The following is a 25,308-nucleotide window of genomic DNA, read 5'->3' as shown; positions in this document are numbered from 1 at the left end:
CCCGCAGTAGCCGACCGCTGCTCGACATCGTTACCGTTCTCCCAGGTGACACCGCTCCCTCGCCCGCTGAACTGGGGTTTCTTCCTGCGCGAAATTGCAGGAACTGCACGGATCGGACGTTTGCCGTTGGTCAAGTACCCCGACCCCTGCGTACGGTCGGTCGAGTTCGTGCCCCGTCCGGTGGGGCGTTCGGCCGACCAGGGAGGGGCGCCCAACCGTGTTCCAGTACGTCGTGGAGCGATGGGACCAGATCTGGTTCTCGTCGTGGCAGCACTTCTCACTGGTCGTCCAGTGCACCGTGCTCGCCACGCTCATCGCCGTGGTGCTCGCAGCACTCGTCTACCGCAGTCCGCAGCTGACCTCGATCGCGAACGGGGTGTCCGCCGTCGGGCTGACCCTGCCGTCGTTCGCCGTGATCGGTCTGCTCATCGTGCCGCTCGGGTTCGGCGTCGTGCCGTCCGTCGTCACGGTCGTGTTCTTCGCCACGCTGCCGATCCTGCGGAACGCGGTGGTCGGCCTCGCCGAGATCGCGCCGACGGTCGTCGAGTCGGCGCGGGGGATCGGCATGAGCCGGATGCGCACCCTGCTGCAGGTCGAGCTGCCGATGGCGTGGCCGATCATCCTGAGCGGCGTGCGGGTGTCCGCGCAGATGGTGATGGGCATCGCCGCGATCGCCGCCTACGCGCTCGGCCCCGGCCTCGGTGGCTTCATCTTCTCCGGCCTGTCCCGCCTCGGCGGCGCCAACGCCCTGAACTCCGTCGTCGTCGGGGTGGTCGGGGTCGTCCTGCTCGCCTTCGTCCTCGACCTGCTCCTCATCGGCCTCGGCCGCCTGACCACCCCGAGAGGTATCCGTGTCCAGCACTGACTCCGCCACCACCACCGCCCCCGAGGGCGACGTCACCGGCCGCAGCATCCTGCTCGACGAGGTCACCAAGCGGTACCCGGGCCAGCAGAAGCCCGCCGTCGACGGCATCACGCTCGAGATCCCGGCCGGCAAGATCGTCATGCTCGTCGGCCCGTCCGGCTGCGGCAAGACCACCACGCTGAAGATGATCAACCGGCTCATCGAACCCACCGAGGGACGCATCGTCGTCGGGGACGAGGACGTCACCGGCATCGACGCCGACGAGCTCCGCCGACGCATGGGCTACGTCATCCAGGCCGGCGGCCTCTTCCCGCACATGACCGTCGCGGCGAACATCGGGATCGTCCCGAAGATGCTCGGCTGGTCGAAGGAGAAGATCGCCGCCCGCGTCGACGAGCTCCTCGACCTGGTCTCGCTCGACCCGGCCACCTACCGCGACCGCTTCCCCCGCGAGCTCTCCGGCGGCCAGCAGCAGCGCGTCGGTGTCGCCCGGGCGCTCGCCGCGGACCCGCCCGTCCTGCTCATGGACGAGCCGTTCGGCGCCGTCGACCCGATCACCCGGCAGCGCCTGCAGGACGAGCTGCTGCGCATCCAGGAGGAACTGCACAAGACGATCGTCATCGTCAGCCACGACTTCGACGAGGCCGTGAAGCTGGGCGACTGGATCGTGATCTTCACCGAGGGTGCGCACATCGTGCAGTACGACACCCCGGAGCGGATCCTGGCCGAACCGGCGAACGAGTTCGTGGAGAACTTCATCGGCTCCGGCGCCGGCCTCAAGCAGCTGACCCTCAACCGCGTGCGGGACGTCGACGTCGTCGACGCCGTGACCTGCTCGCCGGGCGAGGAGGCGAAGGCCGTCCTGCAGCGCATGGACGAGGCCGGACGGCACGGGCACGCCGTCGTGGTCGACCGCCGTCAGCGCCCGATCGGGTGGCCGTCCCGGCGGCAGCTCGAACGCCTCGACCGCATCCCGGAGGGCATCGACCCCGCCCTGCCCGTCGTGGGCGAGGGGGCGACGCTCAACGACGCGCTCGACACCATGCTCGTCTCGAGCGCCGGTGCCGCGCTCGTCACGGGCCGCCGTGACGCCTTCCGCGGCGTCATCACCGTCGAGACCGTCATGGAGGCCATCACCCGGTCCCGTGCGGCCGCCGCGGACGAGCAGGCGTACACGCCGGTCGGTACGAACACGAACCCGATCGAGACCCTGCCGTCCTCGCCCGTGGCCCCGACGGTCGCGACGTCCGGGGAGGACCTGTGACCACCGTCGCGACCGACGCGCCCGCCGCAGCCGGCCCGGGCACCGCGCAGCGCACCCCCTGGAAGGGCCTGCTCGTCCAGCCGATCGCGATCCTGGTGGTCCTGGCCGCCTGGGTCCTCTGGCTGAACACCGCGGACCTCAGTGCCACCGAGCGCTCGACCCTCAATCCGTCGGGGATCCTCGAGCTCACCGGACAGCACCTCGTCCTGACGCTCCAGGCCACCGTGCTCGTGCTCGTGATCGGCATCCCGCTCGGGGTCCTGCTCACCCGCGGGCCCTTCCGGCGGGCGAGCACCACGGTCATCGCCGTCGCGAACTTCGGACAGGCGGCCCCCGCGGTCGGGCTCATCGTGCTCCTCGCGGCCTGGCTCGGCCTGAACAGCTGGTCGGCGGTCGTCGCCCTCGTGCTCTACGCGATCCTGCCGGTGCTCCGGAACACCATGCTCGGTGTGCAGAGCGTCGACGACCGGCTCGTCGAGGCCGGCCGCGGCATGGGCATGAGCGCCCTCAGCGTGCTGCTCAAGGTCGAACTGCCGCTGGCGGTCCCGGTCATGCTCTCCGGCATCCGGACGGCCCTGGTGCTGCTCGTCGGCACCGCGAGCCTGGCGACCTTCGTCGGCGCGGGTGGCCTCGGGCTCCTCATCACCACGGGCGTGAACCTGTTCCTGCCGAAGGTGCTCGTCTCCGGAGCGCTCCTGGTGGCGCTCCTCGCCCTGACCATCGACTGGATCGGCCGCGTGGTCGAGACGGTCGCACGACCGAAGGGACTCCGATGACGCCCGACGACACGACGCACGCCGACGAGACGACCCGCGAGCAGGGCGCAAGTCGCGCCCGCCGCACCGACGGGACGGGCGCCCGCCGCGCCTCCCGTCCGTCCACCGGTCGCCACTGGGTGACCGCCGCCGCCGTCGCGGGGGCGAGCGCCCTCGTCCTGACCGGCTGCGGCCTGCAGCCGGCCGCGTCCTTCGTACCGGGTGCCGCGCCGGGATCGATCCAGCGGATCGACGACCTGCCGGACGACGCGAAGCTGACCGTGACGTCGAAGAACTTCACGGAGCAGCTCGTCCTCGGCAAGATCGCCGTCCTCGCCGCCAAGGCGGCCGGGTTCGACGTCACCGACGAGACGAACGTGCCGGGGTCGGTCGCGGTGCGCGAGCTGATGACCTCGCACGGCGCGGACTTCACGTACGAGTACACGGGCACCGCCTGGCTCACGTTCATGGCGCACGAGCAGGGGATCCCCGACAAGACCGAGCAGTGGCAGGCGGTCAAGGACGAGGACGCCGGCAACGGGCTGACCTGGCTCGAACCGGCGCCGATGAACAACACCTACGCGTTCGCCGTGCGCGACGAGGCGGTGTCCGAGCTCGACGACGTGAAGACGCTGTCGGACATCACGAAGCTGCCGGTCGACCAGCGGACCTTCTGCGTCGAGTCGGAGTTCAACTCGCGTGCGGACGGCTTCAAGCCGATGCTCGAGAAGTACGGCCTGGAGCTCGGCGGGTCCGGCGAGAACGGCGTGCCGACGTCGAACGTCAGCATCCTCGACACCGGCACGGTCTACACCGCGACCGACCGGGGCAAGTGCAACTTCGGCGAGGTCTTCACGACCGACGGCCGCATCAAGTCGCTCGGCCTGACCGTGCTCGAGGACGACCGCGGGTTCTTCCCGGCGTACAACGTCGCACCCGTGATCGACTCCGAGACGCTCGAGGAGTACCCGCAGCTCCGTGACGTGTACGACCAGATCTCGCCGGAGCTCACCGACGAGGCGCTGCAGGAGCTGAACCGCCAGGTCGACGTCGAGGGCCGCGAGCCGGCGGACGTCGCCTTCGACTGGATGGTGGACAAGGGCTTCATCACGGCGCCCTGACGGGTGACTCGGTCGTCCGGGCGAACCGGGTGACCTGTCGGACGGGAGGCGCGGTGCCGGTGGGCACCGCGCCTCCCGTCGTCCGCGGGGTCGCGTCGCTGCTCCCGAGCTCCGGACGGGCTGCATCGCGTCGAGCGCGTGGCCGCGTGGCCGCGTGGCCGCGTGTCCGCGTGGCCACGTGGCCGCGTGTCCGCGCGTCCGCGCGGCCGGCTCCGGACGGCGCGCACGCCGCGTGCATAGTCTCGGACACGTGGCGGCTTCGGGACGGGACCTCGGCGACGGGTGCACGCTCACGCTGCGCGACCTGAGCACCGTCGACGCCGTCCACGACCTGGTGCAGGCCAACCTCGCACGCCTCCGGGCCGCGGAGCCGTGGGCGTGGGCGCCGGTCTCCCGGGACTCGCTCGTCCTGCACACGGAGCAGCTGCTCGGGCAGTACGCGATGGATCGTGCGGTGCCGTGCGTCGTCCGGGTGGACGGGAGCATCGTCGGGTCGGTGTCGCTCGCGCTCGACCCGTACCTGGGCCAGGCGTCGCTCGGCTACTGGATCGACGAGCGGTACGAGGGGCGCGGCATCGTCCGACGGGCCGCCTCCGCACTGCTCGAGGTCGCGCGTGAGCGGGGGAGCGCCCGGGTGGAGGTCCGCACCGGCGTCGACAACGCCCGGAGCCGGGCGTTGGCCGAACGGCTCGGGTTCGTGCACGAGGGGACGCTGCGCAGCGCGCTCCCGCTCGGGCCCCGACGGGTCGACGTGGCGGTGTACGGGCTGTTGACCTGACGGTCGTCGGCGGCGCTCCGCCGGTCCCCCGGCGGGACGAACGCTGCGTCAGCGGCCTTGGGACACGCCCGCCCACACGGCGAACGCGCCGCCGAGCAGGAGCAGCACGCCGACCACGATCCAGACCGCCAGCGCGACGAGGTTGAGGAGGATGCCCCACCCCGCTCGGCCACGGGCCATCGGCTCACGACTGCGGGAGGCGATCCCGAGGCACAGGCCGACGACGGGGGCGAAGAAGGTCCACCCGGCGAGCAGCGAGCAGACCCCGAGCACGAGGCTCGCGGTGCCGAGGCCGGTCCGAGGGGTGTGCTGCACGGTGGTCATGACCCCGACGCTACGGGGTCCTGCTGCCGCGTCGCGTCCCCCCGTGGTGTGACCGCGGGTCCTCCCGGGGACGGACCTCCTGCGGACGGACGGCCGCACGCCGGTATCGTCGGAGCATGGCCCTGTTCGGACGACGCCCCAGGAACGACGTTCGCGACCGCCCGGTCAGCCAGGTGGAGCTGAAGCGGGCCGTCGACGAGGGCTTCCTCATCGCCAGGGCCGCCGTCACCGTCGCGGTGGCGAACCGGATCATCACGAACGCCCTCCGCGACCAGGGGTACTTCGACCACGCCGTCATCGCCGAGGCCACCCGCGAGGAACTGCACCGCATGGCCGAGGAGCAGCGCGGCGACGCCGCCCGCATGCGGGAGATCCGGTCGACGTCGAGCAACAAGCGGGGGCGCTCGCAGCACCAGCACGACTACAAGCGCGGCGACGACCTGAAGCTCCGCACGCGCGAGGCCACCTACGAGCAGCTCGCCGCCATGCTCGACCGGCGGCGCGACGACCAGGGCTTCGTCGACCGCATCGTGCTGCAGGCCCGTGCCCGGGCGTGGGACGACATCGGCACGACCGTCGTCGGACGTCTCGGGTGGGCGCAGCGCCCGACCGAGGACTACGAGATCGGCCGCGACGAACGTCTGCAGCAGATGCTCGACGAGGACTTCGCGGCGCTGCTCGCGGAGCACCCGGCGGGCGCCGAGGCCCCGGTCGCGACGCCGGCCGATGCGGACGAGCCCGACGAGGGCGACGCCGCCGAGGACGGTACGGATCCCGCCGACGCGGACACCGCACGCCCCTGACGACGGACCCTGCGAGGTCCTGCAGGTGCCTGGTCGTTCCGGGCGTACCGGGCGGGATCGGGCGTACCTGGTCCCGCCGGATCACCCGGTACGCCCGTTCCCGCCAGGGACAGCGCGCGTGATGGGAAGGAACGGGCGCGTGCGGGCGGGCAAGTGCGGGAGCCGGGCACGGCTGACCGCCCGCGGGGGCGCGCGTCCCTAGGCTCGGGTACATGGTTGATGCGGTGGTCGTCGGTGCCGGACCGAACGGACTCGCGGCGGCGGTGACGCTCGCGCGGGCCGGGCTGTCGGTCGAGGTCGTCGAGCGGAACGACACGATCGGCGGTGGTGCCCGCACGGCACAGCTGACGCTGCCCGGGTTCCACCACGACGTCTGCTCCGCGGTGCACCCCATGGCGCTGCAGTCCGAGTTCTTCCGGCTCTTCCGCATGGAGGACCGCATCGAACTCCGGCTGCCCGAGGTGCAGTACGGCCACCCCCTCGACCGTGGCCGCGCCGGCATCGCCTACCGCGACCTCGAGCGCACCGCCGAGGGCCTGGGCATCGACGGCCGCGCCTTCCGGAACCTCATGGCGCCCCTGTCCGGCAGCGCCGACCGGGTCGCGGACTTCGCCACCGACGCGCTGCTGCACGTCCCGCGACACCCGCTCACCGTCCTGCGGTTCGGTCTCCGCGCCCTCGAGCAGGGGAGCGCCGCCTGGAACGCCCGGTTCCGCGACGAGGTCGCACCGGCGATGGTCTCCGGCGTCGCGGCGCACTCGATCCAGCACATGCCGTCCCTGTCGACCGCCGCGGCCGCGCTGTCGCTCGGCTCCTACGCCCACGCCCGCGGTTGGCCCGTGCCGATCGGGGGCAGCCAGGCGATCGTCGACGCGCTCGCCGCCGACCTCGTCGCCCACGGCGGCACCATCGAGACCGGGCGCGAGGTCCGGTCCCTCGCCGACCTGACCCCGGCGAAGGCCGTCCTGTTCGACACGAGCGTCCCGGGCATGCTGCACATCGCCGGGAAGCAGATCCCCACCCCGAAGCGCGGGGCGCTGCGCCGCTTCCGGTTCGGCAACGCGGCAGCGAAGGTCGACTTCGCGCTGTCCGACCCGGTGCCGTGGACGAACACCGAGCTGCGGAAGGCCGGTACCGTGCACATCGGCGGCACCCGTGCGGAGATCGCCGAGGCCGAGCACGCCGTGGCGCACGGTCGGCACGCCGAACGCCCGTACGTCCTCGGGAGCGAGCCGACCGTGGTCGACCCGAGCCGGGCCCCGCGCGGCAAGCACGTCTTCTGGGCGTACGCACACGTGCCCGCGGGCTCCGACGTCGACCCGACCGACGCGATCGTCCGGCAGGTCGAGCGTTTCGCGCCCGGGTTCCGCGACACCGTCCTGCAGTCGAGCAGCCGCACGGCCGTCCAGATGGGCGAGTACAACCCGAACTACGTCGGCGGCGACATCGCCGCCGGGGCCGCGAGCTTCTGGCAGCTCGTCAAGCGGCCCGTCCTGTCGTCCGATCCGTGGCGGATGGGCGGCGGCATGTACCTGTGCTCGGAGGCGTCCGCGCCCGGCCCGGGTGTGCACGGCATGGCGGGCTGGCACGCGGCCCGCAGCGCCCTGCGGCACACCTTCGGCCTGTCCGAGCACGTCGACCTCGCACCGGAGGACTGAACCATGGCGAAGAACGTCCGCATCGTGCACTGCAGCCCGGAGGCCGTCTTCGACGTGCTCCGGGACGGCTGGCTCTACCCGACCTGGGTGGTCGGCGCCTCGCGCATGCGCGGTCAGGACCCGGGGTGGCCCGCCGTCGGTACGGAGCTGCACCACTCGTTCGGCATCTGGCCGTTCCTGATCAACGACACGACGATCTCGCTCGAGGTCGACGAGCCCCGGCGGCTCGTCATCCAGGCGAAGGGCTGGCCGGTCGGCGAGGCCCGGGTCGAGGTCGAGGTGGAACCGCACCCGCGGGGGAGCCGGGTGACGCTCCGCGAGAACCCCGTCCGGGGTCCCGGATCACTCGTGCCCGGGTTCATCGCGCAGCCCGGCATCTGGATCCGCAACAACGAGAGCATCCGGCGGCTCCGCTGGGTCGCGGAGGGGCGCGCGGGCGCCCAGTAGACGGCCTGGAGGTTCGTGGCGGCACCGCCACGAGCCTCCGTGCCGCCACCTGGTCACTCCGCGCGACTGAACTCGCTCGCTCGACGCACCTGGTCGTCCGTCAGGGCGATGCCCGTGTACCGCTCGAACTGGCGGGCTGCCTGCAGCGCGATGACCTCGGCGCCGGTGATCACGCGCGCACCCGCGGCGCGACCGGCGCGGACCAGCGGGGTCTCGGCGGGGAACGCGACCACGTCGAAGACGGTCGACGCGGCCTCGACACGGTCCTGCGCGAAGGCGAGGGCGTCCTCGTCCGCACCGCGCATGCCGAGCGGGGTGACGTTGACCAGGACGTCGGCCTCGGGCGCCTCCTGCTCGCTCGCGACCCAGTCGAAGCCGTACTGCTCGGCCAGGGCAGGACCGGTCTCCGCGTTGCGCGCGACGACGGTGAGCTGCTCGAAGCCCGCACCGCGGAACGCCGCCGTGACCGCTTTGGCCATCCCGCCGGAGCCACGGAGCACCACGCGGGCCGTCGGGTCGACGTCGTGCGTGCGGAGCAGGGACGCGACGGCTTCGTAGTCGGTGTTCGACGCGGTGAGCACACCGTCGTCGTTCACCACGGTGTTGATCGACCGGATGGCGGCCGCGGACTCCTCGACCACGTCGACGAGGGGGATGATCGCCTCCTTGAAGGGCATCGACACCGAGCACCCCCGGATGCCGAGCGCGCGGATCCCGGTGACCGCGCCGGGCAGGTCGGTCGTGGTGAACGCCTTGTAGACGAAGTCCAGCCCGAGCTCGTCGTAGAGGAAGTTGTGGAAGCGCGTGCCGATGTTGCTCGGCCGGGCCGCGAGCGAGATGCAGACCTGCATGTCCTTGTGGAGGATGGGCATGGCACGAGTCTCCCACGCCCGTGCCGATGGAGCGGTCCACTACCGGTACCCGACCGCAGTGCCGTCCGGACGGGTTAGAGTGGCGGGATGCCGGTCTCCGTCTTCGATCTGTTCAGCGTCGGGATCGGCCCGTCGAGTTCCCACACCGTCGGGCCCATGCGTGCCGGCGCGGCCTTCGCGGCCGGGCTCGCCGACGCCCCCGTGACCGGGCTCGACGTCCACCTGTACGGCTCGCTCGCCTCGACCGGGCAGGGACACGGCACGCTCGGTGCGGTGCTCGCCGGGCTGATGGGCTCCGACCCCGAGACGGTCGACCCGGACGAGATGGCAGCGTCCCTGGACGACCTCGAACGCACCGGTGTGCTGCGGCTCGCGGGCGGAGCGACGGTGCCGTTCCGCCAGGCCGACATCGTGCTGCACCCGCTCACCATGCTGCCCCGCCACCCGAACGCGATGCGGCTGCGGGCGACCGGTGCCTCGGGAGCGGTCCTCGCCGAGGAGACCTACTACTCGATCGGTGGCGGGTTCATCACGAGCGACACCGAGGGTGCCGTGGCCGAGGCCGCGATCCCCGTCGACGACGCCGTCCCGCACCCGTTCTCGAGCGGCGCCGAACTCCTCGCCGCGTGCGCCGCGACCGGCCTGCCCGTCAGCGGCATCGCGATGGCGAACGAGACCGCGACACGGACCGGTGCCGAGGTCCGCGCCGGACTCCTGCACGTGCACGACGTCATGCGCGAGAGCGTCGACCGCAGCATCCGCCGCACCGGCACGCTGCCCGGCGGGCTGACGGTCCGGCGTCGCGCGGCGAACTGGCACGAGCAGCTCACCCGCGACGACCCGCACCACGACCCGCTCTTCGCGATGGAGTGGGTGAACCTCACCGCGATGGCGGTCAACGAGGAGAACGCCACGGGTGGCCGGGTCGTCACCGCCCCCACGAACGGTGCCGCCGGGATCATCCCCGCGGTGCTGTACTACGCCCTGACCTACGTCTCCGAGGTCCTCCCGGAGGACCGCGACGACGCCGTGGTCCGCTTCCTGCTCACGGCCGGGGCGATCGGCTCGATCTACAAGGAGCGGGCGTCGATCTCGGGCGCCGAGGTCGGCTGCCAGGGCGAGGTCGGCTCCGCCGCGTCGATGGCGGCGGCCGGGTTGGCCGAGGTCCTCGGTGGGACCCCCGAACAGGTCGAGAACGCCGCCGAGATCGCGATGGAGCACAACCTCGGGCTGACCTGCGACCCGATCGGCGGCCTCGTGCAGATCCCCTGCATCGAGCGGAACGCGATCGCGGCGAACAAGGCGATCAACGCGGCCCGGATGGCGCTGCGCGGGGACGGTGTGCACCACGTGTCCCTCGACCAGGTCGTCGAGACGATGCGGCAGACCGGTGCGGACATGTCGACGAAGTACAAGGAGACCGCGATGGGCGGACTGGCGGTCAACGTCCCCCTCTGCTGAGCGGCCGCAGCGCGCTGCGTCGTGGCGACGGCCCCGGTACGATCGCCCGGGCCGGTCAACGGACCTGCATCTCCAGCGGGATCGCGCGCGGTGCGACGTGGTGCTGCCCGTCGTCGGTGCGGACGATGAGTGCGGGACGCCCCGGGGTGTCGAGGACGTCCACCGCCGTCCCGGCGACGAGTCGCCCGCGGTCGCGGTAGCGGACCACCGCGTGGATCGGGACGTCGTCGGCAGGGACCGGTCGCCACCGTGGTGCTCGTGCGCGCTCCGTCTCCATCACTCCACCTTGGCGTCTGTCCGATTCGCGCACCAAATCGCTGAACGCTGCTCACGTGCACTGCCGGGAGGCGCTCCGGCCGCCGCGGGTACGGTCGGACGCATGAGCGACACGGACCACGACCACCTCGGCGACGGCGTCGACATGTCCTTCGAGGAACGCCGACAGGACACCCTCCGCAGGATGTCCGGGTCGGACGAGCACGACGCCGACCCGCGCGTCGAGGTCTCCCGCGCCGATGACGGGGACGTGCGCATCGACGTCGCGGACTCCGCGGCCGTCCGCCCCGGGGACGCCGACGGCACCGACCCCCGGACCGACGCGACGCAGGACCCGCACCCCGCCGACTGAGCCCTCCCTCGCACGACGCAACCCCGGCGACACCTCGCACCGCGGTACCGCTGCGAGCACCCGCCGACGGTGCGTCCCGCGGGAAGGAGGATGATCGTCGGGTGCACCTCGTCCTCCACCGCGTCGACGGCGGCGTCACCGCGACGCCCCTGACCGACGCGGGGGAGCCGGCCGGCGAGCCGACGCGCCTGGACGAGCCGGGCCTCCCGGCCTTCGTCGCCGCGAACGACGCACCCGACGTGCGCTGGGTCTGGGACGACACCGCCCGCTGGTACCCGGCCGTCCTGGCGGCCGGAGGACGCGTCGGCCGCTGCGTCGACCTCCGCCTGTGCCGTCGCATCCTGCGCGGCGCGCTCGCCGCACGGGGGACGGCCCTCGCGACGGCACCACCCGACACGTGGGACGACCCCGGCCAGGAGGCCCGCCCCACCCGCCCGTCGCAGGCCCGGCTGTTCGACGACGCGCTCTTCGTCGTCGCACCGGCCGACGACGCAGCCGATCCGGTCGCCGAGTTCCGCCGCCAGCTCGACGCGGTCGCCACGTCGACGACGCCGGGCGCACTGCGCCTGCTCACCACCGCCGAGTCGGCGGGAGCCCTCGTCGCGGCCGAGATCCTGTCCGCAGGTCTCCCCTGGCGTCCGGACGTGCACGAGCGCCTGCTCGAGGAGGAACTCGGCCCCCGGGTACCCGCCGGGGTGCGGCCGCGCCGGCTCGAGGAGCTCGCGGGGGAGATCCGCGCACACCTCGGCGACCCCGCACTCAACCCCGACTCGCCCGCGGACGTCCTGCGGTCGCTCCGGGCCGTCGGCCTGATGGTGACGTCGACGCGCAAGTGGGAGCTGCAGGAGCTCGAGCACCCGGTCATCGCGCCGCTGCTCGAGTACAAGCGCCTGTCCCGCCTGCTCACCGCGAACGGCTGGGCATGGCTCGACGAGTGGGTGCAGGACGGGCGCTTCCACCCGAAGTACGTCGTCGGCGGGGTCGTCACCGGGCGCTGGGCGGCGGACGGCGGCGGTGCCATGCAGCTGCCGAGGACGGTCCGCAGTGCGGTGGTCGCCGACGACGGCTGGGCCTTCGTGGTGGCGGACGCGGCGCAGCTCGAACCGCGCGTGCTCGCGGCGATGGCCGGTGACCGGGCGATGGCGACCGCGGGCGACGGGCGGGACCTGTACGACGGGGTGGTCGCCTCGGGGGCGGTCGAGACGCGGCAGCAGGCGAAGGGCGCGATGCTCGGCGCGATGTACGGCGCGACCCAGGGTGACGCTGGACGGCTCGTCCCGCGGCTGGCGAGGGCGTTCCCGGCGGCGCTGGGGCTCGTCGACCGGGCGGCCCGGGCGGGCGAGCGCGGCGAGCCCGTGACGACGCTGCTCGGCCGGACGTCGCCCGTCCCCGACGAGGCCTGGTTCGCCGCGCGCAACCGCGCCTGGTCGGTGGACGGCACGCCGGCGCAGCAGCGGGCGGTCGAGGGGCGTGCCCGCAGCTGGGGGCGCTTCACGCGGAACTTCGTGGTGCAGGGCACCGCGGCCGAGTGGGCACTGGCGTGGATGGGATCGCTCCGGACCCGGCTCGCGACCCGGTTCCCCGGCCCGCTGACCGCCGGGCCGCACCTGGTGTTCTTCGTGCACGACGAGATCGTGGTGCACACGCCCGTCGAGCACGCCCCGTTCGTGGCGGAACAGGTCCGGGCCGCGGCGGTCGATGCCGGACGGCTGCTCTTCCGGGACTTCCCGGTGGTCTTCCCCCTGACGGTGTCGACGGTGCGCGACTACGGGGCCGCGAAGGACTGAGCCCGGGCCGGCGCGTGCGCGCTCGCAGCCGGGGACGGGCAGGGTGGGTCGATGGAGCGACACCACGACGAGGACCCCTCGGCTGCCGGTCGGGTCGACCGTGCGGAGCAGGCGGCGGTCGTCGAGGACCGGCACGTCGGCGACCTCGACCTCACGACGTGGCGGTCCCGGGCCGGCCACACGGTCGCCGAGGGCTGGGCGGCACTCGGCCGTCGCTACGGCGCCCTCCCCCTGCTCGTCCTGACGCTGGCAGTCGGTGTCGGCATCGCCGCGACCGCGACCTGGGCGGCATCGGAGGTGTACGACGCCGTGCGGGCGTCCGACGACGTCGCGGTGCTCGACCGCCCCGTCCTCGACTGGATGCTCACCCTGCGCTCCCCGTTCGCCGACCAGGCGGTCACGTGGTGGACCGACATCGCCGGGACGATCGGGATGCCGATCGTCGCGGTCTGCTTCCTGATCGGCTTCACGGTGCAGCGCCGCGCCTGGACCCCGCTCGTGCTGCTCGTCGCGGCGAGCGGCGGCTCGCTCCTCATGACGATCGCAGGCAAGGACCTGATCGGCCGTGCCCGACCGCCGCTGTCCGACGCGGTGCCGCCGTACGAGCACTCGCCGTCGTTCCCGTCCGGCCACACGCTCAACGCCACGGTCGTCGTCGGCACGATCGTGTACCTGCTCATCCTGCGGCAGTCACGCACGGTCACCCGGCTGTGGACGATCGTCGTCGGCACGCTCTTCGTGCTGTCGATCGGCGTCTCGCGGGTGTTCCTGGGCCACCACTGGACGACGGACGTGCTCGCCGCGTGGGCCCTCGGTCTGGCGTGGCTGGCGCTCGTGATCACGGCGCACCGGCTGTACCTGACCGCCCTCCACCGGGGTGCCGACCCGGTCGTGCGCGGCCGCGGACCGGCACGCCCGGTCAGGTCGTCACGGTAGGTTCACCCGCATGGAAGAACGGGTCTTCGGCGGCAGGTACCGCGTCACCGGCACGCTCGGTCACGGCGGCATGGCCTCCGTCTACCGCGCCGTCGACGAGCAGCTCGGCCGCGAGGTGGCCGTCAAGGTCTTCCGGATCGGCGCGGTCGACCACGGCGAACGTGCGCGCGCCGAGGCCGAGATGCACACGCTGGCCGCGCTCCGCAGCCCCTCGCTCGTCACGCTCTACGACGCCGCACTCGACGACGGCAACGGCGACTCGTACCTCGTGATGGAGCTCGTCCCCGGCAGCGACCTGGACACCCGGCTGCGCGAGGGCCCGCTCGACACCACGACGACCGCGCGCACCGGCGCCCAGGTCGCCGAGGGACTCGCCGCCGTGCACGCGCAGGGCATCGTGCACCGCGACGTGAAGCCCGCGAACGTGCTGCTCGAGAGCGACGGCCAGCACGTCAAGCTCGCCGACTTCGGCATCGCGCTGCTCCGGGACGCCGCGCGCGTGACCGGGACCGGCACCGTCATCGGCACCGCCGCCTACATCTCACCGGAGCAGGTCCTCGGGCGCGAGGTCACCGGTCAGGCCGACGTCTACGCCCTCGGGCTCGTCCTGCTGCAGTGCCTGACGGGTGAACGACCGTTCCCCGGCACCGCCGTCGAGTCCGCCACCGCGCGGCTCACGCGGGGCCCCGACATCGACCAGCACCTGCCCACCGCGTGGCGGACGCTGCTGCACGTGATGACCGCCCAGGACCCGGCCGAGCGCCCGACCGCGGCCGAGGCGGCCCGACGTCTCCGTGCCCTCGAACGCGACGGGACGGCACCGGCGACCCAGCTGCTCCCGGGCGGACCCGGCACTCTCACCCGTGCTGCCGGCGGAGCGGCCGGTGCCGGAGTCGGTCTCGCCGGTGCCGCGCTCGGCGCCGGGGGACCGGACGCAGCCCACGCCGACCAGGCCACCCAGGCCGTGCCGGGCGCTGTGGACGGCGACCAGGCCACGCGGGCGATGCGTACCGCCGGCGGTGCCGACGCCGCGACCCGGGCGTACGACCGGACGGGTGCGCAGGACGACGTCGCGACGACGGTCCTCGGTGCCCAGCGGGGCGCCGGTGGAGCGGGCGCCGCTGCTGCTGCTGGCGGTGGTGCGGTGGCCGGTGGTGCCGCGTCGCGAGGAGCCGGTGGTCCAGCGGGGGCTGCCGGACGGGGCGGTCCCGGTACGGACGGATCGAAGCGACGGCGTGCGGGGATCATCACCGCGGTGGTCGTCGGGATCCTCGTCCTCGCGGGGATCGGCGTCGCGCTCTTCGCGCTGGGCGGGGGAGACGACTCGACGCCCGCGCCGACCGACTCCAGCGAGCCCTCGTCGCCGACGGAGCAGCAGACGAGCGAGCCGGAGCAGCAGCCCAGCCAGGAGCAGCAGCAGCCGAGCGAGCCCGCGCAGGAACCGAGCGAGCCGGCAGAGGAGCCCACCGAGGAGCAGCAGCCGAGCGAGCCCGCGCAGGAGCCGAGCCAGCCCGCCGACGACCCGAGCGTCGGCCCCCAGCCGGGCGGTCCGGCGTCGAACCCCGTCGAGGCCCCCCAGGGCGGCGCGGGCAACAGCGGCAACGGCAACGGTCCCGGGAGCAACAGCGGCAAGGGCAAGGGGTCCGGTGCGGCGGACACGACGGTCGACACCACCGTCGGGTCGCTCACCCAGGGGCCGGCGACGGGCCCCGGCCGCGGCTGACGCGGTCGCTGCTGACCCCGGCGCGGTGGACGGACAGCGTCGAGCCGACGCCCACCGTCGCGGGAGCACGCTCGGAGCATGTCGATGAGCACACCGTTCGATCCGCAGCAGCCCGGCGCCGACCTCCCCGTGGACGGCGACGACCAGACCGAGATCGAGGTCGAGGAGGACCGCGGCGCCGACGTCGGCCCGGACTCGGTCGACCCGTCGGTCTCGCCAGCCCCGCACGAGGACGAGGACGAGGCCGGCGGGGGCCCGGTCGCCCGGTGACCCGAGACGGCTGGCCGCTGACGGACACCACCGACGCCTGACACCTCGCTGCCAGCCACGGACGGCAAGCTCGTGCGCATGTCGTTCGCGAACGCGTGGGACCCGTCGAAGGGTCGCGCCATCCCAGAGGACCAGGTCACCGAGCACGGGCTCGAGCTCGACGAGGACACCGCCGCCGAGCTCGGCATCTCGTTCGACGTCGTCGGCGGAGCGTCGGCCGACCCCTCGCGGGTCTCACCCGTCGACGTGCGGGTGCCGAGCGCCTCGACCACCGACGACTGACCGCCCGCCCCGACCGAGCCGAGCAGAGTCGAGCCGAGCCGAGCAGCCCGGGGCACGACGTGCTTCAGCACAACGGGGAGCACGTGACACCACGGACTTCCGTGGCGCGACGTGCTCCCCGTTGAGCGGAGCCCGGCACGCTCAGGGCCGAGCTCCGGAGCGCGGCACGGTCAAGGCCCAGCCCCGCAGCTCGGTCAGGGGACGGTGTGCCCCGCCGCCGTCAGGACGCGGTACCACTCCTCGCGCGAGAGCCGGACGTCGGAACCCGCGGCCGAGTCCCGCACCCGCTGCGGGTTCGTCGTGCCCAGGACGACCTGGAAGTGCGCGGGGTGTCGGGTGATCCAAGCGACCGCGATCCCCGTCGGGGTGACGCCGTGTGCCGAGGCGAGCTCCTCGAGCACGTCGTTGAGCTCGGCGTACTGCTCGCGGTCGCCGAGGAAGACGCCGTCGAAGAAGCCCTTCTGGAACGGCGACCAGGCCTGCAGCGTGACGTCGTTCAGGCGCGCGTGGTTGAGGATGTCGTTGTCGCGGTCGATCGACTGGTCGAGCCCGGCCATGTTCGCCGTCAGGCCCTGCGTGATCACGTTGGCGTGCGTGATGCTCAGCTGCACCTGGTTGAACGCGAGCGGCTGCCGCACCGACCGCTTCAGCAGCTCGACCTGACCGGGGGTGTGGTTCGAGACGCCGAAGTGGTGCACCTTGCCGGCGGCGTGCAGCTCGTCGAACGCCCGGGCGACCTCCTCGGGCTCGACGAGGGCGTCGGGACGGTGCAGGAGCAGCACGTCCACGTAGTCGGTCCGCAGCGCCTCGAGGGACTCGTGCACGGACTCGATGATGTGCTCGTACGAGAAGTCGAAGTACGCGCCGTCCGGCGTCGGGCGGATGCCGACCTTGGTCTGCAGCTGGATGTCGGCGCGCTCGGACGGCGACAGGGTGACGGCGGAACCGAACCGCTGCTCGCACCCGTGCCAGACGCCGTACACGGCGGCGTGGTCGAACATCGTGACGCCGGCGTCGCGCGAGGCGGTGTACAGCTCGCGGATGTCCTCGTCGCTCATGTCGTTGATCCGCATGAGGCCGACGACGACGTCGGACGCGGTGAGGTCGGTCTGTGGCAACTCCAGTGTCTTCACGCGCTCGATCCTGCCAGCAGCTCGCCGTGCGCAGAGAGGCCCTGCCGGTGCCCGTCGGGCCGCGCCCGGCAGTCACGCCCGATGCGACCGGGTGACGGACGGGAGGCGCGGTGCCGGACCGGCACCGCGCCTCCCGTCCGGTGCTCAGCGCGTGGGCGACGCGGCCGGGCCGAGCAGACCGAGGAACGTCAGGTCGTCCGCCACCTTGGTGACGAGCGCGTGGTCGAGCGACGGGATGTCCGGTGAGCCGAGCGGACGCACCGAGCGGACCGCGGCCGCGAACGCGTCCGCGGGGATCGCGGACCCGGCGTGCGGCACCTCCGGGGTCGCGAACGCATGCAGCAGCGGCAGCACCGAGCGTGCACGGTCCTCGTCCGGCAGCGCCTCGAGTGCGGACCGGAAGCGCTCGACCCACTCGGCGTGGTCCGCGACCCGCTCGATCGCGTACCCGTCCTCGACCAGCCAGTCGACGAAGGTGTCCAGCGAGACGCCGTCGTCGTGCGGGTTGACGACGTTGAACGTCCGGTGGCCTTCGACCACCGACGCGCCGATGGCGTCGATCGCGGCGGCCGTGAAGTCGGCGGGCAGGCCGTCGTAGTGCGAGCGCTGCACCCGGCCGTCCGGGGTCCGCTGCACGAAGGACACGGGTGCCAGCCCGGTCGCGAGCACGCTCCAGACCAGACGGGTGAACACGTCGGGCAGGTTCACCTGGCCGCGCCAGCGCGGGTGCGCCAGCACCATGTCGGAGCGGAACACCGCGACGGGGACGCCGTGCTGCTCGTGCGCCTCGCGGAGCAGCACCTCGCTCGCCCACTTGCTCGCGCCGTACCCGTTCGCGTACTCGTCGGCGATCGTCCACTCGGGGATCGTCGCCCGGAGGTCCGCTCGCTCGTCGAGTGCCGCGGGGGCGCCGGGGGCGACGTCCTCGGTCGCGCTCGGGCGGGCTCCACCGGCGACGGCGACGCTCGACACGAAGGTGACGGGCACACTCCCGGCGGCGATCGCGAGCCGGACGACCTCGGCGGTGCCGACGACGTTGGGCCCGAACAGCGCGGTGTACGGCAGGACGTGGTTCACCAGGGCGGCGGCGTGCGTGACGAGGTCGACCCGCGCGGCGAGGTCCTCCCACCGCGGTTCCTCGAGGCCGAGCAGGTGCTCGCTGACGTCCCCGGCGACCACCTCGAGCGACCCCGAGAGCTCGGCGAACCGGTCGGCGAACGCGGGATCGGCCGCGAAGGCCGCGTCCAGTCGACGGCGGGCAGCGGCGTCGTCCGACCCGCGCACGACGCAGACCAGCGTGCCGCCGACCGGTGCGAGCCGCTCGAGCCAGTCCATCGCGGTGAAGCGGCCGAGGTAGCCGTTCGCGCCGGTGAGCAGGACGGTGCGCGGCCCGTCCGAGGTGGGGCGGGGTGCGCGTGCCACCGGCGCGGGGACCGCACCGAGCAGGCGGTCCACCCGCAGGTCCGACGCCCGCAGCACCGTCGGGTCGGCGCCGTGCACGCGGGCGACGGTCGGCCGGTCGTCGGCGGCCGAGCGCTCGACGTACGCGGCCACGGCCGCGAGGTCGTTCGTCGGGTCGGTGATGACACCGACGGGCACCTCGGTCTCGAAGACGTCCTCGAGGACCCCGGAGAACGTCAGGGCCGACAGCGAGTCACCGCCGAGGTCCGAGAACCGGGCGGCCGAGGCGGTCTCGGTGCTGACCTCGGCACCGAGCAGGTCACGGGCGGCACGGACGACGGTGTCGACGGTCGGTTCGTCACCCACGTGCTCGCGCAGGGTCGCGACGAGGGTGCCGCTCTGCTGCTCGGCGACCGCGTCGTAGAGCGCCGCGAACCGGTCCCCGTAGCGGGCGGTGACCCGGGGGCGGAGGAGCTTGCGGGCATCGGAGAGCATGCCGTTGTCGACCGTGAAGGGGTCCGGTTCGACGATGATCGCTCGGGGCACCTCGTACGGCGCGAGCCCGTGGGCGCGGGCGGTGCGCTGGAGGGCGGCGAGCAGGTCGCCCTCCGTGGCCTCCGGGTCGACCGGCACGACGACCGCGACGAGGAACGCGTGCCTGCTGTCCCCGTGCAGGGCGATCTGCCGGACCTCCGGCGTCCCACCGAAGGTCGCCTCGAGGGCCGAGACCGCGACGAACTCGCCCTGTGAGAGCTTGATGACGTTGTTCCGGCGGTCGAGGTACTCGTACGTGTCCGGACCGGTCTGCGCCATCACGTCGCCGGTCCGGTAGAACCCGTCCTCGTCGAACACCGCGGCGGTGACGTCCGGGCGACGGAAGTACCCGGGGATCACCGCGGTGCTCTTCACGAGCAGCTCGCCGCGCGGGTGCGGTCGGTCGGTGGTGCGGTAGCCGAGCTCGGGGACGTCCACCAGCTTGTGCTCGGTGACCGGTGGCTGCTGCACCACGCCGTCGCGCAGGATGCTGCCCGCCTCGGTCGAGCCGTACAGGTCGTGCAGCGGGACGCCGAGGCACTCCTCGAGGTACGTGCGGAGCTCGGGCGTGAGCGGGGCGCTGGCGCAGACGGCCTGCCCGACGCGACCACCGAAGGCACGTGTCCGGAGGTCGTCCTGCACCTGAGCACGCACGGCCGGGGCGTCGGTGGCTCCGGCCGCGAGTCGGCGCTGCTCCTCGCGGGCGCCCTCCTGGCGGACCATCTCGGCGATCCGCGGGACGAGCACGAGCTCGGTCGGTGCGTAGACCCGCAGGTCCTCGAACAGGGCCGACAGGTCGGTCGAGGTCGCGAGCGCCACGGTGCCGCCGCGGCCGAACGTGGCGAGCAGCGCCGCGCGACCGGTCAGGTGGCTCAGCGGCAGGTAGGCGTAGCCGACGGTCACGGCGTCCGGGTGGTCCGGCGGCAGTGCGTGCCAGAGCCGCTCGACCATGGACCGCGTGTACATCGCGCCCTTCGGGGTCCCGGTGCTGCCCGAGGTGTACAGCAGCAGGGCGAGCGGGTCCTCGTCGGGCGCCGGTCGCCACGGGGTCGGCTGGGGCAGGTCGCGGCCCCGTGCCACGAGGTCGGCGAGCGTCGGCAGCGCCGCCGCACCGTCGGTGCCCTCGGCCCCGGTCGCCCCGCAGGCCGCACCCGTCGTGTCGAGCAGGACGGTGTGCACCTCGGCGGCGGCCGCGTCGGTGACCGCCCGGGCCGTCGCGGCCTGGTCGGCGGTGACGCCCAGCCACACCGGCGTCGTCTCGTCGACGATCGCACGGAGCTGCTCGACGGTCGCGCTGGTCTGCAGCGGCACGCTCACCGCGCCGAGCACCGAGCACGCGAGCTCGAGGAGCACGACGTCGGCGCTCGGCGGACCGAGCACCGCGATCCGGTCACCCGGGGCCACGGACTCGCCGAGCACCGCCGCGAGGGCCCGCGCACGGTCCCGGAGCTCCCGGAAGCTCGTGTCGGTGACGACCTCGCCGTCCCGCTGTCGGATCGCCGTTCGGTCGGCGTACCGGTCGAACACCGCCTCGACGGAGGTGTCCTCGTCCTGCTGCACCATGGTGGTTCCCTTCCTCGTTGGTCCGACGCGCCCCCGCGCGCGGCCTCTCAGCGCGCGGCGAGCACGATGCCCGCACGCGCCGTCCCCCGGTCCACTGCCCACCGTCCCGTCGCCGCGAACGCCGGGCCGCGACGCGCGCTCGCCGTGAAGGTCCCGTCCGGGCGCAGCTCCACGTGGGCACCGTCGATGCCGAACCAGCCGTCGTGCGCGGCCGAGCGGGCCTTGGCGACGGCCTCGGTCGCGGCGAGCAGGACGCTGTCCGGACTCTCAACCCCGGTTCGCCGGAGTGCGGCGAGACCCCGTGCGACACGGCCGTCCGTGACGTCCGCGATGCGCCGGAGCACTCCTGGCGGCAAGGGGAGGGCATGGGTGGCGTCGATGCCGATGCCGGCGTGGTCATCGCGCCGGGCGACGGCGCAGGCGCGCAGGCCGGGGCAGTGGGTGATCGTGCCGACCACGCCCTCGGGCCAGCGGGGAGCCCCGCTCCGACCCACGGGCAGTGCCGTCACCGGGGTGCCGATCGCCGTCAGGGCGCGGCGGGCGAGCAGGCGGCCGGTCCGGAACTCGGCACGCCGCGACGGGACGGCACGGGCGATCGCAGTGCGTTCGTCGTCGGCGAGGGGGCCGCTCAGGTCGTGGTCGGCGGCGGCGGCGACGACCGAGGCAGGGAGCAGCCCCACCCAGTCGGTCCCGCCTTGAAGTTGCACATTGCAATCAGACGCCCGGAAGCTCCGAGTCCCCCGGACGGGGCACGTCGCGGAGCGGCCGCGACCGGGTCCGTCAGGCGGGCAGGACCGCGACGACGGCCGAGCGGTCGCGCCAGGTCGCGGTCAGTGTCTCGCCGTCCGGCACGGGCAGTCCGATCACCCGCAGCACGACGAGGTCGCCGTGGTCGGTGTGCACCGTCGTCTCGGTCCCGTCGGTGCTGGCCGTGGCCGACGTCACCGTGGGGGAGTCCGGCGCCGACCCGCTGCCGACCGCCGTGCCCTCCTTGTCGAACCGTCCGGAGCCGTCGGCGCGCTCGAGCTCCGCTTCGTGCCCGCCGGTGGCGATCGCACGACGCAGGACGTCGGCGTACACCGGGTCCGCGACGGCGTCGTACACCCAGCGCTGCCCGAGCACCGAGTGGTGCATCTCGCACACCAGGGAGCCCCGGGCGCCGTCGAGCGGAGCGCCGCGGTAGGTCAGCGGCGTGTGCAGGAGCCGTCCCTCGGGCGTCCGCACGACGATCTCCTCGACGCCGACCTCACCCTCGGGGTCGTCGAACCGGAAGCGGGTGACGATCTCGACGGCGGCACCGGCGGTGAGGCCGCTCCACGGCTGCGCGGGCAGCCAGGCGGCGAGGGCCTCGGCCTTGGGCGGTCGGAGTTCTGCGCGGTGGATGACGGCCATGCACCGACGCTACCGAGCAGACCTCGGCTTCCATGGTCGGCCCGCCGCACCGCGGTCAGCGCGTGGCGGTCAGCGCACGGCGGTCAGGGCACGGAGGTCAGTGCACGGAGAAGCCGCCGTCGACCGCGATCGACTGGCCCGTGACGTACGCGGACCCCGGTCCGGCCAGGAACACCGCCGCGGCCGCGAAGTCCGACGGCTCGCCGTTGCGCCCGACGAGGGTGCGCGCGGCGAGCGCCGCGACCCGCTCGGGGTCGGCGGACAGTCGCCTGTTGAGCGCGGTCTGCACGAAGCCGGGGACCAGGACGTTCGAGGTGACCCCGCTGCCCGACCAGGCCTCCGCCTGGGAGCGTGCCAGTGCCTCCAGGCCGGCCTTCGACACCCCGTACGCGCCGCTCGCGGCGAAGGGGCGGTGGGCCTGCTGCGAACTGATGCCGATGATCCGGCCGTACCCGCGTGCGGCCATGCCGGGCGCGAGCCGCTGGCCGAGCACGAAGGGTGCGTCGAGGTTGACGGCCATCGTCGCGTCCCACGTGCCCTCGTCGAGGTCCGGCATCGGCGGTCGCAGGTTGATGCCGGCCGAGTTGACGAGGACGTCCACCTCGCCGACGGCGTCCGCGAGCGCGTGGGCGCCCGCCCGGGTCGACAGGTCCGCGACGACACCGGCGGCCGATCCGCCGTCGGCGGTGATCGTCGCGACGGTCTCGTCGATCGCCTCCAGCGTGCGCGCCGCGACCAGCACGTGGGCGCCCGCGTCCGCGAGGGCGAGCGCGATCGCCCGACCGATGCCGGAGCTGCCCCCGGTGACCAGTGCACGGCGTCCGTCGAGGCCGAAGAGCTGCTCCAGTGCCATCCGGCCAGGCTACCGACGCCCGTACGCTGGGTCGGTGCGCGACGACCTGCTCCCCGTGCTCGCCTGCCCCGTCTGCGCCGAGCCCCTCGCCCGTGTCGACGGCGGGCAGGTCGGCTGTGCCGGCGGCCACCGGTTCGACGAGGCGAAGCAGGGCCACCTCACGCTCCTGCCCGCGAAGCGCCGCGCCCTGACCGCGGACACCCCGGACATGGTCGACGCGCGGATCCGGTTCCTCGGGCGGGGGCACTACGCACCGGTCGAGCGGGCGCTCGCCGCGGTGGTCGCCGCCACGGAGGCCCCGGGCGTCGTCCTCGACGTCGGCTCCGGCCCCGGCACCTACCTCGCGCACGTGCTGGACGCGGACGGACCGGACGAGACTGCGTCGGCCGGGAGGCCCGGCTCGGCCCCGGCAGGCCCCGTCGCTGCCCGCCTCGGGGTCGCGCTGGACCTGTCACCCGTCGCCATCCGGCGGGCGGCACGCGTCCACCCGCGGGCCGGCGCCGTCGTCGGGGACGTGACCGAGCGCCTCCCGGTCGTCGACGACGCGGCGGCCGTCGTGCTGGACGTCTTCGCCCCGCGCAACCAGCGGGAGTACGCGCGGGTGCTCCACCCGGACGGCGTGCTCGTCGTCGTGACGCCACGGACCGGACACCTGGCGGAGCTCGCCGAGGCGACCATCGCGGTGGACCCGGAGAAGGAGCGGCGGCTGCGGGAGTCGCTCGAGCCGACGTTCGCGCTGCAGGGGTCCGAGGACCTCACGTGGACGATGGAGCTGTCCGCGGAGGACGTGCACGACGTGGTGCACATGGGCCCGAGCCACCACCACGTCGATCCGGACCGGGTGTTCGCGCCGACGGCCGTGACGGCCGCGGTGACCGTGAGCACGTGGACGGTCGCCAGGCAGCACTAGGCGCTGCCGCCGGCCGTCCACGTGCCGAGGTCGGGTGTCAGCCCTGCGGCGCCGCCACGTCGAACTGCCACACGACGCCGAACCGGTCGCGCAGCTGCCCGGCGAGCGGGGCCCACGGCGAGGGCGCGAGCGGCTGTCGCACCTCCGCACCCTCGGACAGGGCCTCCCAGTACCGGGTGACCTCGTCCGCGTCGTCGCCGTGCACGAAGACGTAGCAGGCGTTCGTGCCCTGGTCGTACGGCTGGTCCGGCCAGACGTCGAACGCCATGATCCGGAAGCCGGCCTCGGTGCTGACCTGGCCGAACACGATGCGGTCCGCCCAGGCGGGGTCCTGGGACGCGCCCATCTGGCCGTAGGTGGCGGCGGTCACGGTGCCGCCGAACGCGGATGCGTAGTGGTCCAGGGCCTCGCGGGCCTGTCCGTCGAAGTTGAGGTGGGTCGTGGTCTCGATGCTCATGGATCGAGTGTCGCGAGTGTTGCGGTCAGATCGTGACCGCTTCTCCGACGAGGATGGACGACGTGTCCGGACCCTCCTCGCGCATGCTCGCGCTGCTCTCCCTGCTGCAGGTGCACCGGGAGTGGACGGGCGACGAGCTCGCCGGTCGCCTGACCGTGAGCCCGCGCACCCTCCGCCGCGACGTCGATCGCCTCCGGGACCTCGGCTACCGCATCGACTCCGTCCGCGGTCCGGCCGGCGGCTACCGACTCGCCGCCGGATCGGACCTGCCGCCGCTGCTGTTCGACGACGACCAGGCGGTGGCGATCGCCCTCGCCCTCGCGGTCGCGCCGGGGTCGGGTGCCGACATCGCCGAGGCCGCCACCCGCGCGCTCGCGACGGTGCGACAGGTCATGCCCGAACGGCTCCGGAACCGGGTGGACCTGGTGGATGCCGTCGTGGGATCGTCCGCCCCGCGGGTCGATCCGGACGTGCTGGTGGCCGTCAGCGAGGCCGTGCAGCGCCACGAGGTGTTCCGGTTCGGGTACGGCACGGACGACCGTTCCCGCAGGGTCGAACCGCACGCGGTGGTCGCCCGGCACGGTCGGTGGTACCTGCTGGCGTGGGAGCCCGAGCACGACGACTGGCGGACCTACCGGGTGGACCGGATCGCACCGCGGATGCGGACGCGGCTCCCGTTCGTGCAGCGACCCGTACCCGGTGGGGACGTGGCAGCCTTCGTGGCGGCCCGCTTCAAGGGGTCCGACCGCGACGACGCGTGGCCGTGCACCGGGTCGGTCTCGCTGACCGCTGCCGACGCCGCGCGGGTCGCCCCGTTCCTGCCGGAGGACGCCGTGCTCGAGGAGTCCGACGACGACCGTCGACGGCTGACGCTCGGGTCCTGGTCGTGGGACGGGCTCGCCGGCGCGGTCGCCGGGATGACGGTGCCGTTCGTGGTCGAGGGGCCGGAGGAACTCCGCGCCGCCGTCCGCAGGTCGGCGGAACGGCTGGAGCGCGCGGCGGTGCGTTAGGGCGGTGCACGCGTCCGTCAGGACGGCGTGAGGATTCCGTGAGGACCGGCCTGGAGGCACACGGCCGGAACCAGCATCGGT

At 73.5% G+C, this 25,308-nt stretch carries 26 protein-coding genes; 17 read left to right on the top strand and 9 right to left on the bottom strand.

Annotated features, from left to right (window positions below):
- Window positions 1-217 precede the first annotated feature (217 nt).
- The 5 genes from J2X59_RS05165 to J2X59_RS05145 all read left to right on the top strand — a co-directional run bounded on the left by J2X59_RS05165 (window position 218) and on the right by J2X59_RS05145 (window position 4,783).
- Window positions 218-865: an ABC transporter permease gene (locus tag J2X59_RS05165; RefSeq protein WP_326495922.1), complete on the top strand. Its 648-nt coding sequence runs from the start codon at window positions 218-220 to the stop codon at window positions 863-865.
- A complete protein-coding gene (locus tag J2X59_RS05160; protein ID WP_066657297.1) occupies window positions 852-2,129 on the top strand; it encodes an ATP-binding cassette domain-containing protein in 1,278 nt (425 codons plus the stop codon). Before J2X59_RS05165 ends, J2X59_RS05160 begins: the two co-directional genes overlap by 14 nt.
- Complete coding sequence (locus J2X59_RS05155; RefSeq protein WP_209684840.1) at window positions 2,126-2,905, top strand: ABC transporter permease; 780 nt, start codon at window positions 2,126-2,128, stop codon at window positions 2,903-2,905. Before J2X59_RS05160 ends, J2X59_RS05155 begins: the two co-directional genes overlap by 4 nt.
- Window positions 2,902-4,005 carry a glycine betaine ABC transporter substrate-binding protein gene (locus J2X59_RS05150; protein ID WP_326495921.1) on the top strand — a complete coding sequence of 368 codons (1,104 nt, stop codon included), beginning with the start codon at window positions 2,902-2,904 and terminating at the stop codon, window positions 4,003-4,005. Before J2X59_RS05155 ends, J2X59_RS05150 begins: the two co-directional genes overlap by 4 nt.
- 250 nt (window positions 4,006-4,255) lie before the next feature.
- Complete coding sequence (locus J2X59_RS05145; protein ID WP_066657295.1) at window positions 4,256-4,783, top strand: GNAT family N-acetyltransferase; 528 nt, start codon at window positions 4,256-4,258, stop codon at window positions 4,781-4,783.
- A 48-nt stretch (window positions 4,784-4,831) separates the two neighbouring features.
- On the opposite strand, the gene J2X59_RS05140 is transcribed toward J2X59_RS05145, so the two are convergent.
- Complete coding sequence (locus J2X59_RS05140; RefSeq protein WP_209684843.1) at window positions 4,832-5,107, bottom strand: hypothetical protein; 276 nt, start codon at window positions 5,105-5,107, stop codon at window positions 4,832-4,834.
- A 116-nt stretch (window positions 5,108-5,223) separates the two neighbouring features.
- Here J2X59_RS05140 and J2X59_RS05135 point away from each other — a divergent pair, with 116 nt between their 5' ends.
- From J2X59_RS05135 to J2X59_RS05125, 3 genes are all read left to right on the top strand, one after another.
- Window positions 5,224-5,910: a hypothetical protein gene (locus tag J2X59_RS05135; protein WP_066657291.1), complete on the top strand. Its 687-nt coding sequence runs from the start codon at window positions 5,224-5,226 to the stop codon at window positions 5,908-5,910.
- A 212-nt stretch (window positions 5,911-6,122) separates the two neighbouring features.
- Window positions 6,123-7,568 (top strand): phytoene desaturase family protein, encoded by a 1,446-nt coding sequence (locus tag J2X59_RS05130; RefSeq protein ID WP_326495920.1) that lies wholly within the window; start codon window positions 6,123-6,125, stop codon window positions 7,566-7,568.
- A gap of 3 nt (window positions 7,569-7,571) precedes the next feature.
- On the top strand, window positions 7,572-8,015 hold the full coding sequence (locus tag J2X59_RS05125; RefSeq protein WP_066657286.1) for an SRPBCC family protein: 444 nt from the start codon (window positions 7,572-7,574) through the stop codon (window positions 8,013-8,015).
- 53 nt (window positions 8,016-8,068) lie between these two features.
- On the opposite strand, the gene J2X59_RS05120 is transcribed toward J2X59_RS05125, so the two are convergent.
- Window positions 8,069-8,887: a shikimate 5-dehydrogenase gene (locus J2X59_RS05120; RefSeq protein WP_326495919.1), complete on the bottom strand. Its 819-nt coding sequence runs from the start codon at window positions 8,885-8,887 to the stop codon at window positions 8,069-8,071.
- A gap of 87 nt (window positions 8,888-8,974) precedes the next feature.
- On the opposite strand from J2X59_RS05120, the gene J2X59_RS05115 reads away from it, so the two are divergent.
- The gene (locus J2X59_RS05115; protein ID WP_326495918.1) at window positions 8,975-10,348 is read left to right on the top strand and encodes an L-serine ammonia-lyase; all 1,374 of its coding nucleotides are present in this window, start codon (window positions 8,975-8,977) and stop codon (window positions 10,346-10,348) included.
- A 55-nt stretch (window positions 10,349-10,403) separates the two neighbouring features.
- On the opposite strand, the gene J2X59_RS05110 is transcribed toward J2X59_RS05115, so the two are convergent.
- Complete coding sequence (locus J2X59_RS05110) at window positions 10,404-10,625, bottom strand: hypothetical protein (RefSeq protein ID WP_326495917.1); 222 nt, start codon at window positions 10,623-10,625, stop codon at window positions 10,404-10,406.
- A gap of 102 nt (window positions 10,626-10,727) precedes the next feature.
- Here J2X59_RS05110 and J2X59_RS05105 point away from each other — a divergent pair, with 102 nt between their 5' ends.
- The 6 genes from J2X59_RS05105 to J2X59_RS05080 all read left to right on the top strand — a co-directional run bounded on the left by J2X59_RS05105 (window position 10,728) and on the right by J2X59_RS05080 (window position 15,974).
- On the top strand, window positions 10,728-10,976 hold the full coding sequence (locus J2X59_RS05105; RefSeq protein ID WP_326495916.1) for a hypothetical protein: 249 nt from the start codon (window positions 10,728-10,730) through the stop codon (window positions 10,974-10,976).
- 101 nt (window positions 10,977-11,077) lie between these two features.
- Window positions 11,078-12,763 (top strand): bifunctional 3'-5' exonuclease/DNA polymerase, encoded by a 1,686-nt coding sequence (locus tag J2X59_RS05100; RefSeq protein ID WP_326495915.1) that lies wholly within the window; start codon window positions 11,078-11,080, stop codon window positions 12,761-12,763.
- A gap of 51 nt (window positions 12,764-12,814) precedes the next feature.
- On the top strand, window positions 12,815-13,699 hold the full coding sequence (locus J2X59_RS05095; protein ID WP_326495914.1) for a phosphatase PAP2 family protein: 885 nt from the start codon (window positions 12,815-12,817) through the stop codon (window positions 13,697-13,699).
- Window positions 13,700-13,709: 10 nt separating this feature from the next.
- Window positions 13,710-15,422 carry a serine/threonine-protein kinase gene (locus J2X59_RS05090; protein WP_326495913.1) on the top strand — a complete coding sequence of 571 codons (1,713 nt, stop codon included), beginning with the start codon at window positions 13,710-13,712 and terminating at the stop codon, window positions 15,420-15,422.
- Window positions 15,423-15,506: 84 nt separating this feature from the next.
- On the top strand, window positions 15,507-15,692 hold the full coding sequence (locus tag J2X59_RS05085) for a hypothetical protein (RefSeq protein WP_158407777.1): 186 nt from the start codon (window positions 15,507-15,509) through the stop codon (window positions 15,690-15,692).
- A gap of 78 nt (window positions 15,693-15,770) precedes the next feature.
- Window positions 15,771-15,974 (top strand): hypothetical protein, encoded by a 204-nt coding sequence (locus J2X59_RS05080; RefSeq protein ID WP_326495912.1) that lies wholly within the window; start codon window positions 15,771-15,773, stop codon window positions 15,972-15,974.
- Window positions 15,975-16,168: 194 nt separating this feature from the next.
- Here the strand turns inward: J2X59_RS05080 and J2X59_RS05075 are convergent, their stop codons facing one another.
- The 5 genes from J2X59_RS05075 to J2X59_RS05055 form a co-directional block, all read right to left on the bottom strand.
- Entirely contained in the window at window positions 16,169-17,107 is a 939-nt protein-coding gene (locus J2X59_RS05075; RefSeq protein WP_209684849.1) for an aldo/keto reductase, read from the bottom strand.
- A 144-nt stretch (window positions 17,108-17,251) separates the two neighbouring features.
- Window positions 17,252-20,605 (bottom strand): carboxylic acid reductase, encoded by a 3,354-nt coding sequence (gene car / locus J2X59_RS05070; protein WP_326495911.1) that lies wholly within the window; start codon window positions 20,603-20,605, stop codon window positions 17,252-17,254.
- 47 nt (window positions 20,606-20,652) lie between these two features.
- Window positions 20,653-21,312, bottom strand: a complete 660-nt coding sequence (locus J2X59_RS05065; protein WP_326495910.1) for a 4'-phosphopantetheinyl transferase family protein — start codon at window positions 21,310-21,312, stop codon at window positions 20,653-20,655.
- A 73-nt stretch (window positions 21,313-21,385) separates the two neighbouring features.
- Entirely contained in the window at window positions 21,386-21,997 is a 612-nt protein-coding gene (locus J2X59_RS05060) for a CG0192-related protein (protein ID WP_326495909.1), read from the bottom strand.
- Window positions 21,998-22,094: 97 nt separating this feature from the next.
- The gene (locus tag J2X59_RS05055) at window positions 22,095-22,850 is read right to left on the bottom strand and encodes an SDR family NAD(P)-dependent oxidoreductase (protein WP_326495908.1); all 756 of its coding nucleotides are present in this window, start codon (window positions 22,848-22,850) and stop codon (window positions 22,095-22,097) included.
- A 34-nt stretch (window positions 22,851-22,884) separates the two neighbouring features.
- Here J2X59_RS05055 and J2X59_RS05050 point away from each other — a divergent pair, with 34 nt between their 5' ends.
- The gene (locus J2X59_RS05050) at window positions 22,885-23,760 is read left to right on the top strand and encodes a putative RNA methyltransferase (protein WP_326495907.1); all 876 of its coding nucleotides are present in this window, start codon (window positions 22,885-22,887) and stop codon (window positions 23,758-23,760) included.
- 37 nt (window positions 23,761-23,797) lie between these two features.
- On the opposite strand, the gene J2X59_RS05045 is transcribed toward J2X59_RS05050, so the two are convergent.
- A complete protein-coding gene (locus J2X59_RS05045) occupies window positions 23,798-24,217 on the bottom strand; it encodes a VOC family protein (protein ID WP_326495906.1) in 420 nt (139 codons plus the stop codon).
- A 62-nt stretch (window positions 24,218-24,279) separates the two neighbouring features.
- Here J2X59_RS05045 and J2X59_RS05040 point away from each other — a divergent pair, with 62 nt between their 5' ends.
- Window positions 24,280-25,227: a helix-turn-helix transcriptional regulator gene (locus J2X59_RS05040; RefSeq protein WP_400340089.1), complete on the top strand. Its 948-nt coding sequence runs from the start codon at window positions 24,280-24,282 to the stop codon at window positions 25,225-25,227.
- Window positions 25,228-25,308 lie beyond the last annotated feature (81 nt).

Source organism: Curtobacterium sp. 260 (assembly GCF_030803485.1).
GTDB lineage: Bacteria > Actinomycetota > Actinomycetes > Actinomycetales > Microbacteriaceae > Curtobacterium.
The sequence above is the reverse complement of the archived record's forward strand: the minus strand, read 5'-3'. Positions and strand labels throughout refer to the sequence as shown.